At 72.2% G+C, this 16,139-nt stretch carries 12 protein-coding genes; 6 read left to right on the plus strand and 6 right to left on the minus strand.

Translation table 11 applies throughout. The features are described 5' to 3' along the window. Nucleotides 1-246: 246 nt before the first annotated feature. From ACFV1J_RS39375 to ACFV1J_RS39395, 5 genes are all read right to left on the minus strand, one after another. A complete protein-coding gene (locus tag ACFV1J_RS39375; protein ID WP_385866646.1) occupies nt 247-837 on the minus strand; it encodes a TIGR03086 family metal-binding protein in 591 nt (196 codons plus the stop codon). A 249-nt stretch (nt 838-1,086) separates the two neighbouring features. After that, nucleotides 1,087-2,637 carry a class I adenylate-forming enzyme family protein gene (locus ACFV1J_RS39380; RefSeq protein WP_385866648.1) on the minus strand — a complete coding sequence of 517 codons (1,551 nt, stop codon included), beginning with the start codon at nt 2,635-2,637 and terminating at the stop codon, nt 1,087-1,089. 192 nt (nt 2,638-2,829) lie between these two features. Beyond that, nucleotides 2,830-3,081: a hypothetical protein gene (locus ACFV1J_RS39385; RefSeq protein WP_385866650.1), complete on the minus strand. Its 252-nt coding sequence runs from the start codon at nt 3,079-3,081 to the stop codon at nt 2,830-2,832. Between the two features lie 248 nt (nt 3,082-3,329). Next, complete coding sequence (locus ACFV1J_RS39390; protein ID WP_385866651.1) at nt 3,330-3,533, minus strand: hypothetical protein; 204 nt, start codon at nt 3,531-3,533, stop codon at nt 3,330-3,332. Nucleotides 3,534-3,771: 238 nt separating this feature from the next. After that, nucleotides 3,772-6,708 carry a BTAD domain-containing putative transcriptional regulator gene (locus ACFV1J_RS39395; protein ID WP_385866654.1) on the minus strand — a complete coding sequence of 979 codons (2,937 nt, stop codon included), beginning with the start codon at nt 6,706-6,708 and terminating at the stop codon, nt 3,772-3,774. Nucleotides 6,709-7,056: 348 nt separating this feature from the next. On the opposite strand from ACFV1J_RS39395, the gene ACFV1J_RS39400 reads away from it, so the two are divergent. After that, entirely contained in the window at nt 7,057-8,274 is a 1,218-nt protein-coding gene (locus tag ACFV1J_RS39400; protein ID WP_385866656.1) for an amidohydrolase family protein, read from the plus strand. Nucleotides 8,275-8,434: 160 nt separating this feature from the next. On the opposite strand, the gene ACFV1J_RS39405 is transcribed toward ACFV1J_RS39400, so the two are convergent. Continuing rightward, nucleotides 8,435-9,118 (minus strand): hypothetical protein, encoded by a 684-nt coding sequence (locus ACFV1J_RS39405; RefSeq protein WP_385866658.1) that lies wholly within the window; start codon nt 9,116-9,118, stop codon nt 8,435-8,437. 265 nt (nt 9,119-9,383) lie between these two features. Between ACFV1J_RS39405 and ACFV1J_RS39410 the strand changes: the two genes are divergently transcribed. From ACFV1J_RS39410 to ACFV1J_RS39430, 5 genes are all read left to right on the plus strand, one after another. Then, nucleotides 9,384-10,349, plus strand: a complete 966-nt coding sequence (locus tag ACFV1J_RS39410) for a TIGR03619 family F420-dependent LLM class oxidoreductase (RefSeq protein ID WP_385866659.1) — start codon at nt 9,384-9,386, stop codon at nt 10,347-10,349. 77 nt (nt 10,350-10,426) lie between these two features. Then, nucleotides 10,427-11,212, plus strand: a complete 786-nt coding sequence (locus ACFV1J_RS39415; protein ID WP_385866661.1) for an SDR family NAD(P)-dependent oxidoreductase — start codon at nt 10,427-10,429, stop codon at nt 11,210-11,212. 250 nt (nt 11,213-11,462) lie between these two features. After that, complete coding sequence (locus tag ACFV1J_RS39420) at nt 11,463-12,587, plus strand: LLM class flavin-dependent oxidoreductase (RefSeq protein ID WP_385866663.1); 1,125 nt, start codon at nt 11,463-11,465, stop codon at nt 12,585-12,587. A gap of 91 nt (nt 12,588-12,678) precedes the next feature. Continuing rightward, nucleotides 12,679-14,418, plus strand: coding sequence for an amidohydrolase family protein (locus ACFV1J_RS39425; RefSeq protein WP_385866665.1), 1,740 nt, complete (start codon nt 12,679-12,681; stop codon nt 14,416-14,418). 111 nt (nt 14,419-14,529) lie between these two features. Further along, on the plus strand, nt 14,530-16,008 hold the full coding sequence (locus tag ACFV1J_RS39430; RefSeq protein WP_385866668.1) for an aldehyde dehydrogenase family protein: 1,479 nt from the start codon (nt 14,530-14,532) through the stop codon (nt 16,006-16,008). Nucleotides 16,009-16,139 lie beyond the last annotated feature (131 nt).

The following is a 16,139-nucleotide window of genomic DNA, read 5'->3' on the forward strand; positions in this document are numbered from 1 at the left end:
TTCGTGGACGTAAAGCGAAGCAGTCCACGAACAAGGCCCCGGAGGTCCGTCACCGCACCCAACAACCACCAGCCCGCCGCAGGCGCAACGGCGAGCAACACCCGCGGCGGGACAGACAGGTACGTGCGGGGGCGCCGCAAAGCGCAACGGCGAGAAGCCCCGCGGCGGGACAGACGAGTACGTGCGGGGGCGCCGCAAAGCGCAACGGCGAGAAACCCCGACGGCGGGACAGACAGGTACGTGGGGTTAACTTACCGGCCGCTGCCAGGCCGGACTGCGGCCCGCGAGGCCTACCACCCGGTCGAGGAGGGGCGCGCCCTCCGGTACCGGGACCACCGTGCCGAACAGCGGGCCGTTCGCGGCATCCTCCGCCCAGGAGGACAGCAGCTCGTACGACATCTGGAGGGCGTCCGGGTCGGGCACGTACTCCTGGCCGGTGGCGCGGGCCAGGTCCCACCCGTGCAGCACCAGCTCGTTGAGCGCGACCCGGCCCGCGACGGCGCCCGGGAGCGTGACGCCGCCCGCCTGGGTCTCGCCCTGCCACGCCTCCGGCGCCCGCCACGCCGCCGCCATACCCGCCAGGTTCCGGTCCAGTTCCGCGCGCCAGCCAGGGTCCACGTCCGGCCGCATCGCGTCGGGGGACAGCCGGGTCGCCGGTCCGAGGTCCTTGTGCGCCACGTCCTGGAACGCGGCGGCCAGCCCGACGAGGTGCCCCAGCAGATGGCGCACCGCGTACTTCTCGCACGGCGTGGGCGCGTCGAGCTGCTGCTCGGCCGTTCCCGCGGCCAGCCGTGACACCTCACGGGTCTGCGCCGCGAAGTCGATCATCTCGGTCATCGTGCGGTTCCTTCCGTCTGCGGAGCCCTTGTCGTCCGTCCGTCTGTCTGCCGGCTGCGGTATCCGCCGTGTCCGCCGGCCCCTCCACAGTGCAGACTCCGCGCCCCGGAGGAACTCATCGCCACACCGGACATCGGACGAGGTCGCTGCGCGCCGACCCAGGGGAACCGGACATCCGGGGATGCCCGGAGCTGTCCGGAGCCGTCCGAAGCCGTCCCGGCAGATCCGGCCGGCCGTGGGCCGAGCGGCTCACGGTCGGCCGTAACGGGCCCGCAGCGCCGCCTTGAGTACCTTGTTCAGCGGGCCGCCGCGCGGCAGCTCCGTGGTGGTCTCCAGCTGTTCCGGCAGCTTCTGCGTCATCACGCCGGCCGCGCGCAGATGGGCGGTGAGCGCGTCGAGGGTGAGCGGTGGGGCGGCCGGGTCGGCGGGTGTGATCACCGCGCAGACCCGCTCACCGCGTTCGCGGTCCGGCAGTCCGATGACGGCCGCCTCGGCGACCGCCGGATGGGTCCGCACCAGCTCCTCGACCTCCTGGGCCGAGATGTTCTCGCCCTTGCGGATGATGATGTCCTTGAGCCGCCCGGTCAGCACGAGGTGCCCGTCCGGGCGCAGCCGGCCCAGGTCGCCGGTGTGGAAGTAACCGTCGGCGTCGAACGCCTCCGCGGTCAGTGCCGGGTCGGTGTACCGACGGAACACCATCGGGCCCTTGAGGGTGACCTCGCCGGTCTCTCCGGGTGCCGCTTCGCTCCCGTCGGGCCGGACGATGCGTATCCGGGCGCCCATCACGGGCCGGCCCACCGTCCGTGCCAGCTGGTCGTCGCTGTCGTACGGCGTGCCCATCGCGATCATCGGGCACTCGGTCATCCCGTACCCGTGGACCACCGCACAGCCCAGCTCCTGCCCGGCCGCCGCGTACAGCTCCGGCGACATGGGTGCGCCGCCGCCCGACAGCACCCGCAGCGAGGGGATCAGCCGCCCGGCGTCCGGGCGGGCCCGCCGGTAGCGGCGTGACTCGTCCAGGAACGCCTGGTAGAACGCGGTGCTGCCGCCGGCCATGGTCACCCCGTACCGCCGGTAGACCGCGGCCGCCCGGCCCGGCTCGAAGGTGTCCAGCACGACCGCGGGGAACCCGCTGACCAGCATGGCGATGACGTAGTCCGGGCCGGCGATGTGCGCGTACGGGAAGGCGATCGAGCCGATGTCCTGCGCCGACATGCCGAGCGCGGTCGCCAGCCCGACGCCGCCGGCGATCAGGCTCGCGTCGGAGTGCTCCACACCCTTGGGTGCCGAGGTGGTCCCGGAGGTGTAGTAGATCCACCGCGTTCCGTCGCGATCGGGCATGTCGTCCGGCAACCCGGCGGGATCCCCTACGGGCAGCCCGCCCTCCACCGACACCACCCGTACGCCGTCCCCGGCCGCCTTCCGGGCCGTCGCCGCGTAGTCGAATCCCCGCCATTCGCCCGGTACGAGCAGGTGCTCCGCCGCCGACTCCGCCAGGATGAAGCCGACTTCGCGCTCCCGGTGGAGCGGGATGACCGGCGTCTGTACGGCCCCGAGCCGGGCCAGCGCCAGCGAGGCGATCACCGTCCCGATCCGCGTCGGCAACTGCCACGCCACCCGCGTCCCGGCCCCGATCCCCAGCCCCCGCAACCCGGCGGCCACCCGCAGCGCCTCGTCCCGCACCCCACCGAAGCTGACGCTCCGCCCCTCCGCATCGAAGAACATCGGCGCCCCCCGCGACGCCTCCGCCCGATACTCCACCAGCTCCCAGAGCGACCGCACACGACCCACTTCGAACATGACGCGCCTCCTGACCACCGGGGACGGGTGGGCGCACTGTAGCAGCGGAGCTGATGGAGCGTCAGATACTCTGCACGCGACGGCAGTGACCTATGCGACGGCGGCGACCCATGCGACGGCAGCGGGCCCATGCGTCGTGGCATGGGCCCGCTGCCGAGATGCTCAGGCGGTGCCGTCGCAGGGCTGCGCGGGTCAGGGCATGTGCTTGTCCGCCGGGGCCACGGGCGTGTGCTTGTCCGCCGGGGCGACGGGCTGGTGGTTGTCGCCCAGGGCGTCGGCGGTGCCGGACGTGACCTGGGTCCCGGTGATCGGGGCGTGGTGGTCGAACGTCGAGACGTGGCCGGATACCGGGCGGGTCGAGTCGGCCATCGCCGGTGCGGCGGCCGCACCCGCGGCGGCGACCGTGAGAGCGGTGAGAAGGACGGCCTTGTAAGCGCGGGTCATGCTGGTTCCTCCGTTAGGGATGGGGTGGCAGTGCCTCGAGCGTAGGGAGGGTTCCGCGGACTTCAGCGCATACGTTCGAGCGCATGGCCGGAAACCGGTGCAGGTCGGCCGGATTGCCGAACTCTGTGCAGATATGTGTCCGCGCGGATGTGCGTCTGCGCGGAAATGCCGCAGGGACCGTTACCGATGGCTCCCCTCCGTGCCATCGGAACGGCCCCTGCGATCCCCCGAACCCCTCCGGTGCGGTGTTACTTGGGCTCGCCCAAGGCGTCGCCGATCGGCTTGCCAATGGGCTGGTGGTGGTCCAGCGGCTTGATGATGTCCTCACCGGGCGTCACCGGCTGGTCGTTCTTGCCGACGATGCGGCGGCCGTTGGGACCGATGATGGGCTGGTGGTGGTCGAGCGGCTTGATGATGTCCCGCTCGTTGGGCTGGGTGTTCTCGGTGGCCAAGCTGATCAACTCCAGTGTTTGGGCGCTTGTTACCGGCCCACCCGGCCGGCGACTCCCCCGTGGGTCGCCGGACAGGTGCGTCGGGGCCGAACACCATAACGGTGGGGCCAACTGACCGAACCGCTTGCCCCCCGAGGCGGCGGGTCGGTGAGTAAAGACTGGCCCGACGCGATGAACGATCGATAAACGTCCGCGTCCAGCGCCGCCGCCGGCTGTTGCCGGACGCGGTTCGCGCAGGTCAGGCCGCTGCCACCGGACGCAGCAGCTGGCGCACCGCGGTTCCTTCCGGGGAATCCAGCCGCTCGTAGACGCCCAGCGCCTCCTGCCAGCACACCCGGGCCCGGCCGGTCTGGCCCACGCCGTCCAGGGCCCGCCCGAGCAGGGTCAGGACGTTGGCGTGCCACCACTCGCCGCCGATGGCCCGGAGGGCGGTCAGCGCCTGCTCCGCGTGGTTGGCGGCCTGGGCGGGGTGGCCGGCGGTCAAGTCGGCCTCGGCCAGGCGGAAGTACGTCATGCCCTCCCAGAAGCGCTGCCGGCTCGCCTGGAAGATCGCCAGGGCCTTGTTGAGCTGCTCGGTGGCGTCCTCCAGCCGTTGGGCGCGGGTGAAGGCCAGTCCGAGCGCGTACATCCCGTTGGCCAGCCGCCGGGTGGCGCCCAATTCCCGGTAGATCGCGATGCCTTCCTGCGCCAGCCGGATCGCGGTGTCCACCCGGTCGGTGGCCAGGTGGACCCGCGACAGATTGCACAGGGCGCTGGCTTCCGACGGCTTGTTGCGGTCGTCGCGGAACGCGCTGAGCGCCTGCGTGAGGTAGGCCTCGGCGTCGGCGTGGCGGTTCTGCGAGTTCGCGATGATGCCGCGGTCGTTCGGGGCGTACGAGGAGGCGAAGGCGTCCTCGGTGGCCAGGCCCAGCAGCATCGCCGACTGGGCGTGCTCGTCCGCCTTGTCGAACCGGCCCGCGAGGGTGTGCACGTTGGTGAGGGCGACATGGATGCGGGCCTGGGCGCGCTGGTCGTCCATCGCCCGGGCGGCCTCCAGCAGGGCCATGTTCACGTGCTCGTACTGCCGGGAGTCCGCACCGGATTCGGCGAGGTCCTGCGCCAGCAGCAACAGGTCCACCGCCCGCCGCAGGGTCTTCGGCCCGACCGACTGCTGGGCGCACGCCAGCAGGCACCGGGCCTCGGCGAAGAGCCACTCCAGGGCTCCTATACGGTCGGTGAACCTGAGCCCCGCGTACTGCGGGCACGCCATGTGGTCGGCCAGCCGGTCGCCCGGGCGCTCCAGGGTGTAGACCTCCTTGGCCGTCGCCAGGTAGAAGTCCAGCAGCCGGGAGAGCGCCGCGTCCCGTTCCGTGGGCGGGTGTTCGTCCCGTTCCGCGCACGCCCGGGCGTACAGCCGGACCAGGTCGTGGAAGCGGTAGCGGCCCGGTGCCGCGGACTCCAGCAGGCTGGCGTCGACGAGGGATTCGATCAGGTCTTCGGCGGACTCGACGTCCATGTCGAGCAGGGCGGCCGCGGCGGCGAGCGAGATGTCCGGGCCGTCGGCGAGGCCCAGCAGCCGGAACGCCCGCGCCTGGTGCGGCTCCAACTGTCCGTAGCCCAGCTCGAACGTGGCGGTGACCGCGAGGTCCCCGGCGCGGAGCTCGTCCAGTCGGCGGCGCTCGTCGGCGAGCTTGCGGGCGAGGGTGGAGACCGTCCACGTACGGCGCGCGGCGAGCCGGGAGGCGGCGATGCGGATCGCCAGGGGCAGGAAGCCGCAGGCGCCGACCACCGCCATCGCCGACTGCCGCTCGGCGTTGACCCGTTCCTCGCCGACGATGCGGGTGAAGAGCTTCAGCGCCTCCTCGGGGCTCATCACATCGACGTCGATGAGGTACGCGCCCGCCAGGTCGATCAGCCGGGCGCGGCTGGTGATCAGCGCCGCGCACCCTTCCGAGCCGGGCAGCAGCGGCCGTACCTGCGCCGCGTCGCGGGCGTTGTCCAGCAGGGCCAGCACCCGGCGCCCGGCGAGGGTGGAGCGGTAGAGGGCCGAGCGCTCCTCCAGACCGTCCGGAATGGAGGAGTCCGATGTGCCGAGGGCGCGTAGGAAGGCACCCAGTACGGCTTCGGGCTCGGACGGGGTGTGGCCGGCGCCCTGCAGATCGACGTAGAGCTGGCCGTCGGGGAAGTGCTCGCGGGCGGCGTGTGCGACGTGCACGGCGAGGGTGGTCTTGCCGACGCCGCCGATGCCGGTGAGCGCGGAGACGGCCATGACACTGCCCTCGGCGGTGGCCAGTTGCTTGCCGAGCTCGTCGACGAAGGCACTACGGCCGGTGAAATCGGCCACCGTGGCCGGAAGTTGCTGGGGGCGGACCACGACGTGGTCGGCGGCGTCCGGGCCGTCGATGACGACCGGCGGCGCGTCAAGATCAGTGTCCGCCCGCAGAATCCGCTGCTGCAGCTCCGACAGTGAAGCGCACGGGTCCACGCCCAGTTCGCGGTCGAGGAGCTGGCGGGTGTCGGTGTAGACCGCGAGTGCCTCCGCCTGGCGGCCGCTGCGGTACAGGGCCAGCATCAGCAGTTCGCGCAGGCGCTCGCGCAGGGGATGGGCGGCGGTGAGGGCGGTGAGTTCGGAGACCGCGTCGGCGTGGTGGCCGAGTTCCAGGTCCAGTTCGAGGCGGGCCTCGGTGAGGGAGAGCCGCCACTCGTGGAGGCGGGTGCGCTGGGTATCGGCGTACGGGCCGGCCAGGCCGGCCAGTGGCTCGCCGTCCCACAACGCCAGGGCCGCCTCGAGGAGTTCCCGGGCCCGGGCCCGGTCGCCGGCCGCCCTGGCCTTCTCCGCCTCGGAGGCGTACTGCTCGGCGTGGTCGTGGTCGAGATCCAGCGGGCGGCCGTCCACCGGCCGCAGCGCATAGCCGCCCGACTCGCTGACCAGCGCCTCGGCGTCGTCGCCCAGTGCCTTGCGGAGCCGGGAGGCGTACGTCCGCAGCGCGGCGAGCGCGGCGTGCGGCGGTTCGTCGCCCCACAGGGCGTCGACCAGCTCGTGCGCGGTGGCGGTCCGTCCGCCGCGCAGCAGTAGTGCGGCCAGCAGCGCTCGCTGCTGCGGGGAGCCCGCTGCCAGCGGCGTTGCGCCGCGCCAGGCCCGTACGGGACCGAGCACGGTGAAGCGGAGCCGCTCCCGCCCCGGACCGTCGTCCATGGTGTCCCCCTGCCCTGTGGCATCCATCCGCGCTGTATGCGCCATCTCGCTGTATGCACCTTCTCGCTGTGCGCAACGGTCAGTCTGCCTTGTCGCGGCCCCTTACGTCAGTAGGGGTCCGGACCGTGCACAAAGCCTCCCCGGCTGACGGTGCCGGGGGCGCTGGGGGCGCACGGCGGGGGCGCGGAGTGCGACGTTCCGTGCGCCCTGGGGCAGTTGACACGTGTCATGGGCATGTGAAGTGAGTGTGTGGGATCGCACGGCGGGCCCGGCCGATCCGCAGCCGGATGCCGTACCGCTCGCTCCCGACTAGCTGACGGACCGTCAGTTCCGCGCTACCGTGACCGCATGGCGACCTTCCCCAGGATCATCTCGGTGGACGACCACACGGTGGAGCCTCCCCACGTCTGGCGGGACCGGCTTCCGTCGAAGTACCAGGACATCGGCCCCCGCATCGTCCGGGCACCGCTCGCGGAAATGACCTTCGTCGGCGGCAAGTTCGCCCCGAAGATGGGCGCGCCGGGCGAGGACGGGCCGATGGCCGACTGGTGGGTCTACGAAGACCTGCACCGGCCGCTGACCCGACTCGACACCGCCGTCGGCCACGCCCGCGACGACATCAAGCTCGAAGGCATCACGTACGAGCAGATGCGGCCCGGCTCCTACAGCGTCCCCGAGCGGCTCGCCGACATGGACGTCAACCACGTGCAGTCCGCCTTGTGTTTCCCCACCTTCCCCCGTTTCTGTGGCCAGACCTTCACCGAGGCCAAGGACCGCGAGCTGGGGCTGCTGGGGGTGCGCGCGTACAACGACTGGATGGTCGAGGAGTGGTGCGGTCCGCAGGCACGGGGCCGGCTGATACCGCTCACCCTCGTCCCCCTCTGGGACGCGGAACTGGCCGCCGCGGAAGTACGGCGCAACGCGGCCCGCGGCGTACGGGCGGTCTGCTTCAGCGAGATCCCGCCCCACCTGGGACTGCCCAGCATCCACACCGACTACTGGGACCCGTTCCTGCGGGCCTGCGACGAGACCGGCACCGTCATCGCCATGCACATCGGCTCGTCGTCGAAGATGCCGTCCACCTCCGCCGACGCACCGCCCGCCGTCGGCTCGACGATCACCTTCGCCAACTGTTGCTTCTCGATGACCGACTGGCTGATGAGCGGCACGTTCGACCGCTTCCCCCGGCTGAGGATCATGTACGCCGAGGGCCAGATCGGCTGGATCCCGTACATCCTGGAGCGCGCCGACGTCGTCTGGGAGGAGAACCGCGCCTGGGGCGGCGTCGCCGACAAGGTCCTCCGCCCGCCCTCCGAACTCTTCGCCGAGCACATCTACGGCTGCTTCTTCGACGACGCCTTCGGCCTGCGCAACCTGGACGCGATCGGCGTCGGCAACGTCCTGTACGAGACGGATTACCCGCACTCCGACTCCACCTGGCCCAAGTCCCGGGAGGTCGGCGAGGCCCAGATGGGCCACCTGCCGCCGGACGTGGTGGAACGCATCGTCCGCGGCAACGCGATCGACCTGCTGGGACTTACGGCGGAGGGGCTCTGGGCGGGCTGAGCCGAAGGTCGCGCGCCCGCCGCCACGGCCCGCGGTGGGACGCCCGCCTCACGGCCCGCGGTACGACGCCCGTCCGACGGCCCCGCGCTTGGCCTCACGGCCCGGGGTGCGACGCCTGCCCCGCGGCCCCGGCGTACGACGCCAGAGGCCGGCCCCGGGATCAGAACGCGAACCCGGGCCAGTGCGGATCCTCCCAGCGGGCCTCGCCCGTGAGGCCGAGCAGCCGCACGTGGTGCAGCAGCTCCTCCGGGGCGCCCTGGGACCGCAGCCGGGCCGGCGCGTGCCGGACCAGCCAGCCGGCGAGCTCCGCACACAGCTCGTCCTCGCCCTCAAAGGCGTCCCAGGGCAGCTCGTCCCTGAGCAGCTCCTGCTCCCACTGCTCCACCGTCTCGACCAGCTGCCGGTCGGCCACCGGGCCGGTCCGCGCGGCCCACGCCGCCAGCCACGGGGTGAGCGTGCCGGACGCCTCGGCGCAGCAGGCGAGGACCTCGTACGCGGGGACGGCGGCGCGGGGGTCCGTCAGCGTGTGTGCCCACCAGGCGCGCAGGAATTCCCGCACCGCCGCGGCCTGCCCCTCCGGCCACGCCTGCCAGGTGCCGCGGGCGAACGCCCGGCCGACCTCCTCCATGCCGAAGAGCGGCTCGACCCGCCCGGCGACGAGCTCCCCGGCGAACTGCGGCAGGATCCGCCGCAGCACCGCCCCGGGAAACTCCCAGTCGACCGCCTGCCAGGTACGCCGCAGCAGATCGGGCTCCAGCGCCACGTCCGCCACCTTCAGCTGCGCCAGTTCCTCCGCGCTACCCCAGTGGCACTCACAGTTGTGCTCGTCGGGATGGGCGGTCATCCCGCGGAACGTGTCGCCCAGGCGCTCCAGCGCGACATCCAGCCGGAGGGGCGGACAGGCATCGTTTTCGTTGGCGAACACCGTGAACCGGCTTTCATGACTCCACACACCGGCTCCCACCGGGCGAAGAGAGCGACCTTACCGGACGGGGTGGCGGTTCGGCGACGCAGCGGCCTTGTCTGCTGAGGCCCCAGGCACGACGATGTCCGCGCAAGTCTGAGCTGACGGTGTGTCAGCTGAAGGGGACGTTCGGGCGGAGGCGGCGATGGGTGATGGGGGCGTGTGGCGGCCCGGGGGCGGGGGGCGGCTGGCGTATGGGATGCAGTTGCCGGTGCAGGCGCAGAGCGGGGTTTTTGCCGAGGGGTGGGAGGCCGGGGCGGGGCCGCGGGACCTGGTGGAGATCGCCCGGGCCGCGGACCGGTACGGGTTCGCGTACGTCGCCTGTTGCGAGCATCTGGCGATTCCGCGGCGGCTGGCGGGGGCGATGGGCACCGTGTGGTACGACCCGGTGGCCACCCTGGCGCATCTGGCCGCGGTGACGGAGCGGGTGCGGCTGCTCAGTCATGTGGCGGTGGTCGGGTTCCGGCATCCGCTGCTCACGGCGAAGCAGTACGCGACGCTCGACCGGTTGTCGGGCGGGCGGCTGATCCTGGGCGTGGGTGCCGGGCACGTGGCGGAGGAGTTCGCGGCGCTCGGGGTGGATTTCGCGCGGCGGGGCGCGGTGCTCGACGAGACGATCGATGCGCTGAAGGTGGCGCTCGGACCGGAGGAGTTCCCCGAGTTCGCGGGGGAGCGGTTCGCGTTCGAGGGGCTGGGGCAGGCGCCGCGGCCCGTACAGACGCCCCGGCCGCCGATCTGGGTGGGCGGCTCCTCGCCCGCCGCGGTACGCCGGGCCGCGGAGCGCGGGGACGGCTGGCTGCCGCAGGGGGACCGGCGGGAGCAGCTGCCCCGGCAGATCGCGCGGCTCCGGGCGGCGCGGGAGGCGGCGGGCGTCACGGAACCGCTGGTGATCGGGGCGATCGCCGAGCCGGTGTACGTGGGGGAGCCGGGCTGGGACGTCGGGCGGCACACCCTCCGCGGCAAGCCGGAGGCCGTCGCCGAGTCGCTGCGGGCGTACGGGGAGATGGGCGTGCAGCAGATCCAGGTGCGGTTCCGCAGCCGGAGCCGGGCCGAACTCATCGAGCAGATGGCGGCGTTCGCGACGGAGGTCGCCCCGCACCTTGGTGGGTGACGAGCGCCTGCGGGAGTGACACGGCTCCGCACCTTCATTCAGTGGCTCCGCACCTTCATTCAGTAGGGAGTACCGGCATGGGCAAGCTCGACGGGCGGGTCGTTCTGATCACCGGGGCGGCGCGTGGGCAGGGTGAGCAGGAAGCACGGCTGTTCGCGGCGGAGGGGGCGGGGGTCGTGCTGGCCGACGTCCTCGACGAGCAGGGCGAGGCCGTCGCCAAGGAGATCGGCGACGCCGCGCGCTATGTCCACCTGGACGTGAGCCGGGAGGAGCAGTGGGTGGCGGCGGTGGCGGCCGCAAAGCGGGCGTACGGGAAGGTCGACGGGCTGATCAACAATGCGGGGATCCTCCGGTTCAACGAGCTGACCGCCACCCCGCTGGCCGAGTTCCAGCAGATCGTGCAGGTCAACCAGGTCGGGGCGTTCCTCGGGATCAAGACGGCCGCGCCGGAGATAGCGGCGGCCGGCGGCGGCACGATCGTGAACACGGCCTCGTACACGGGCGTGACGGGGATGGCGTACGTCGGGGCGTACACCGCGACCAAGCACGCGATCGTGGGGCTGACCCGGGTCGCGGCCCTGGAGCTCGCGCCGCGGAAGATCCGGGTGAACGCCGTCTGTCCGGGCGCGATCGATACGGCCATGAGCAATCCGGCCCAGCTCGACCCGACGGCCGACGCCGACGAGGCCGCGGCGGCGCTGGACGAGCTCTACCGCAAGCTGGTGCCGCTGGGGCGGGTGGGGCGGCCGGAGGAGGTCGCCCGGCTCGCGCTGTTCCTGACGTCCGAGGAGGACTCGGCGTACATCACGGGGCAGCCGTTCGTGGTGGACGGGGGATGGCTGGCCGGGGTGAGCGTCATCTGAGGGGAACTGATCCGCGGCGATTGATCCGCGGCCGATTGATCCGAGGACGACTGATCCGAGGACGACTGATCCGAGACAAGTGATCTGACGTTGCGTCAGGTATGCCTTCCGGTGCTCTTGACGGTGCCGGGTGGTGGTGGAACAGTCGGCGCAATCGATAGCTGACGGTTCGTCAGATAGTCGTCGGGTGAGCGCCCCGGGTGAGCGCGTCAGGTCGCGCCGGCGGCAGATACAGGGACGGTGATCCACTGTGGAATTCGGCCTCTTCGTACAGGGATACGTGGGCAAGCGGGCCAGGACCGATCCGCTCGCGGAGCACAAGGCGCTGATGGAGGAGACCGAGTACGTCATCCAGGCGGACGCCTCCGGGTTCAAGTACGCCTGGGCGTCGGAGCACCACTTCCTGGAGGAGTACTCCCACCTCTCCGCCAGTGACGTCTTCCTCGGTTACCTCGCCCACGCCACCTCGCGGATCCACCTCGGGTCCGGGATCTTCAACCCGCTGGCGCAGGTCAACCACCCGGTGAAGGTCGCCGAGAAGGTCGCCATGCTCGACCACCTCTCCGAGGGGCGCTTCGAGTTCGGCAGCGGACGGGGCGCCGGTTCGCACGAGATCCTCGGCTTCCTGCCGGGGATCACGGACATGAACCACACCAAGGAGATCTGGGAAGAGACCATCGCCGAGTTCCCGAAGATGTGGCTCCAGGAGGAGTACCCAGGGTTCCGGGGCAAGCACTGGCAGCTGCCGCCGCGGAAGGTCTTCCCCAAGCCGTACGGGGCCTCGCACCCGGCGATGTGGTACGCGGCCGGGTCGCCGTCCTCGTACGCGATGGCGGCCCGGAAGGGGCTGGGCGTGCTCGGCTTCAGCGTCCAGAAGGTCGCCGACATGGAGTGGGTGCTGGAGCAGTACAAGACGGCGATCCGGGACGCGGAGCCGGTGGGCGACTTCGTCAACGACAACGTGATGGTGACGTCCACGGCGATCTGCGCCGAGACGCACGAGAAGGCCGTGGAGATCGCCGTCAACGGCGGGCTCAACTACCTGCAGTCGCTGGTGTTCCGGTACCACGACACCTTCCCGCGGCCGGAGGGCATTCCGGAGTGGCCCGAGCTGCTGCCGGACTACACCGCCGAGATCATCGAGCTGCTGATCGCCGAGGAACTGATGATCTGCGGCGACCCCGACGAGGTGCTCCGGCAGTGCAAGCGCTGGGAGCAGGCCGGCGCCGACCAGCTGAGCTTCGGCCTGCCGATCGGCATCCCGTACGAGGACACCATGAACACGATCAAGCTGATCGGGGAGCACGTCATCCCGAAGATCGATACCGACCCGGTGCACCGGACGACCCGATTCCGCCAGGCGGCCGGCACCTGAGCGACCCGGAGAACACGGCACCGCCGGGCCGCTGACGGGACCGGCACCGCGCCGGCCGCGGGCCGGCAACCGAAGGGAGGCACGTGCCGCCATGCTCGACCACCTGATCAAGGGCGCGACCGTCGTGGACGGTACGGGCGCGCCCGCCTACCGCGCCGACGTCGGCATCCGGGGCGGCCGGATCGCCGTCGTCACCGGCCCGGGCGGGGTGAGCGAGGACTCGCGCTCGGAGGAGGACGCGACCGGGCTGGTCCTCGCCCCCGGCTTCGTCGATCCGCACACCCACTACGACGCCCAGCTCTTCTGGGACCCGTACGCAACGCCCTCGCTCAACCACGGGGTGACGACCGTGGCGGGCGGCAACTGCGGTTTCACCCTCGCGCCCCTGCACCCCGCCCGCCCCGAGGACGCCGACTACACCCGGCGGATGATGTCCAAGGTGGAGGGCATGTCCCTGGTGGCGCTGGAGGAGGGCGCACCGTGGACCTGGCACTCCTTCGGGGAGTACCTGGACGCCCTGGAGGGGCGGATCGCGGTCAACGCCGGCTTCATGGTGGGACATTGCGCGCTGCGCCGGTACGTGATGGGCCCGGACGCGGTGGGCGGGCAGCCGACCGGCCGGCAACTGGCGGAGATGCTCGCCCTCTTCCACGAAGCCATGGACGCGGGCGCCTGGGGGCTGTCCACCACCCAGTCGTCCACCCACTCCGACGGTGACGGCCGGCCGGTCGCCTCCCGGCACGCCGGGCCGGACGAACTGCTCGCGCTGTCCCGGGCGGTCGGCGAGCACGAGGGCACCCAGATCGAGGCGATCGTGGCCGGCTGCCTCGACCGGTTCAGCGACACCGAGATCGACCTGCTGGTGGAGATGAGCGCGGCGGCCGGGCGCCCGCTGAACTGGAACGTGCTGACCATCGACGCGGCCGTACCGGACCGGGTGCCCCGGCAGCTGATACCGAGCGAGCGGGCCCGTAAGGCGGGCGGCCGGATCGTCGCCCTCACCATGCCGATCCTCACGCCCATGAACATGTCGCTGGGCACCTTCTGCGCGCTGAACCTGATCCCCGGCTGGGGCGAGGTCCTCGGGCTGCCGGTCGACGAGCGGATCGCCCGGCTCGCCGACCCCGCGGTCCGCGCGGAGATGCTGCGGCGCGCGGCCAGCGAGGAAGCCGGCGTCTTCCGCCGGCTCACCGACTTCGGCCGGTACGTCATCGGCGACACCTACTCCACCGCGAACAAGGGCCTGACCGGCCGGGTCGTCCGGGACATCGCCGCCGAACGCGGCCAGGAACCGTTCGCCTGTCTGGTGGAGATCTGCGCCAACGACCGGCTGCGGACCGTCCTTTGGCCCATGCCCACCGACAACGACCCGGACTCCTGGGCACTGCGCGCCGAGACCTGGCAGCACGAGGACGTCCTGCTGGGCGGCTCGGACGCCGGGGCGCACCTGGACCGGATGTGCGGGGCGCCGTACACCACCCGGTTCCTCGGCGACTGTCTGCGCGGCCGCAAGCTGGTGGGGCTGGAGCAGGCGGTGAAGATGCTGACCGACGACCCGGCGCGGCTGTTCGGACTGCGGGAGCGCGGCCAGATCCAGGAGGGCTGGCACGCCGACCTGGTCCTCCTCGACCCGGAACGGATCGACGCGGGGAAGGCCACCCTGGTGCACGACCTGCCCGGGGACAGCCCGCGGCTGGACTCGAAGGCGATCGGTGTCACGGCGGTGTGGGTCAACGGCGTCGAGGCGATCCGCGCGGACCGGGTGACGGGCGCGACACCCGGCACGGTGCTGCGGTCGGGCCGGGACACCAGGACGGTGAGCACCCGGTGAGCGGCACCGTGGGTGTGTGGAAGCGGGCGGTGAGCACGCGGTGAGCGGCAGCGTGGGCGGGAGGAAACCGGCCGTGGGTTCCCGGTGGCGGAAGCGGGCGGTGAGGTCCCGGTGACGGCGGCCGGGCAGCGGCTCTACATCGGTGGCGAGTGGGTCGTGCCGGACGGCGGTTATTACGAGGTGATCGACCCGGCGACCGAGGAGACCGTGGGGCTCGCGCCCGAGGCGAGCCGCGACCAGGTCCACGCGGCGGCCGCGGCGGCCCGGGAGGCCTTCGCGGCGTGGTCCCGGACCAGCCCGGAGGAACGCGCGGCCGTCCTCTCCCGGGCCGCGGACCTCATCGACCGCAACGCCGCGGCGTACGCCGAACTGGCGCAGGCGGAGAGCGGCGCCACGACCGCGACGGCGCGCGGGATGCAGGTCGCGGTCGCGGTGGCCCGGTTCCGGCGGTACGCCAAGGGGGCGCTGGAACCGGTCGAGACACCGCTGCCCCCGCAGATCAACGAGGCGGGCCCGATGGGCCGGGGCGGTGTGCTGGGCGCCCTCGCGGTCCGGCAGCCGGTCGGCGTGGTCACCTGCATCACCTCGTACAACAACCCGTGGGCCAACCCGGCCGGCAAGGTCGCCCCGGCCCTCGCCATGGGCAACACCGTCCTGGTGAAGCCCGCCCCGCAGGATCCGCTGTCGGTGTACCGGATGGCGGAGGCGCTGGACGAGGCGCTGACGGAGGCCGGGATTCCGCCGGGCGTGGTGAACGTCGTCAGCGGGACCGCGGTCGCCGTGGGTGAGGCCGCCGTCGACTCGCCCGACGTCGACATGGTCAGCTTCACCGGCTCCACGGCGGTGGGGCAGCGCATCGCCGAGGTGTGCGGGCGCGGGATGAAGCGGCAGTTGATGGAGTTGGGCGGCAAGGGCGCGGCGATCGTCTTCGACGACGCCGATCTGGACTCCGCCGTCGCCGGGATCGGCACGACGTACGCCTTCTACAGCGGGCAGATCTGCACGGCGCCGACCCGGGCGCTCGTCCACCGCTCCGTCCACGACGCGTTCGTCACCAAGCTCACCGCGTACCTCCGGGCCCTGAAGGTCGGTGATCCGCGGGCGCGGGGGACCGTCGTCGGACCCGTGATCTCCGGCGCGCACCGGGACCGCGTCGAGGCGTACGTGGAGCTGGGGCGCAAGGAGGGCGCCACGGTCGTCGCGGGCGGGGAGCGGCCCGCGCACCTCGATACGGGGTTCTACGTGGCGCCGGCACTGCTCGCCGACTGCACCCACGAGATGCGCGTGGTCCGGGAGGAGATCTTCGGGCCGGTGGTCGCCGTGGTGCCGTTCGACGGCGACGAGGACGAGGCCGTCGCGCTCGCCAACGACAGCGACTACGGCCTGATCGACTACGTCTGGTCGGCCGATGTGGCCCGCGCCTTCCGCGTGGCCCGTCGGCTGCGGGCGGGGGGCGTGGGGGTGAACACCATCGGCCGCAACATGGAGGCGCCGTTCGGCGGCTTCAAACGGAGCGGAGTGGGCCGCGACGTCGGGTCTTACGCCCTCCATGCCTACAGCGAACTGCAGTCGATCGTCTGGGCGGGGTGAGGGGAGGGGGCGGGGGGGAGGAGGCGTCGGGGTGGGGGCGGAGGTGAGGAGGGGGCGGCGGAGGTGAGGAGGGGGCGGCGGAGGTGAGGAGGGGGCGGCGGAGGTGAGGAGGGGGCGGCGGAGGTGAGGAG

Source organism: Streptomyces sp. NPDC059649, from assembly GCF_042734445.1.
Taxonomy (GTDB): Bacteria; Actinomycetota; Actinomycetes; order Streptomycetales; family Streptomycetaceae; genus Streptomyces.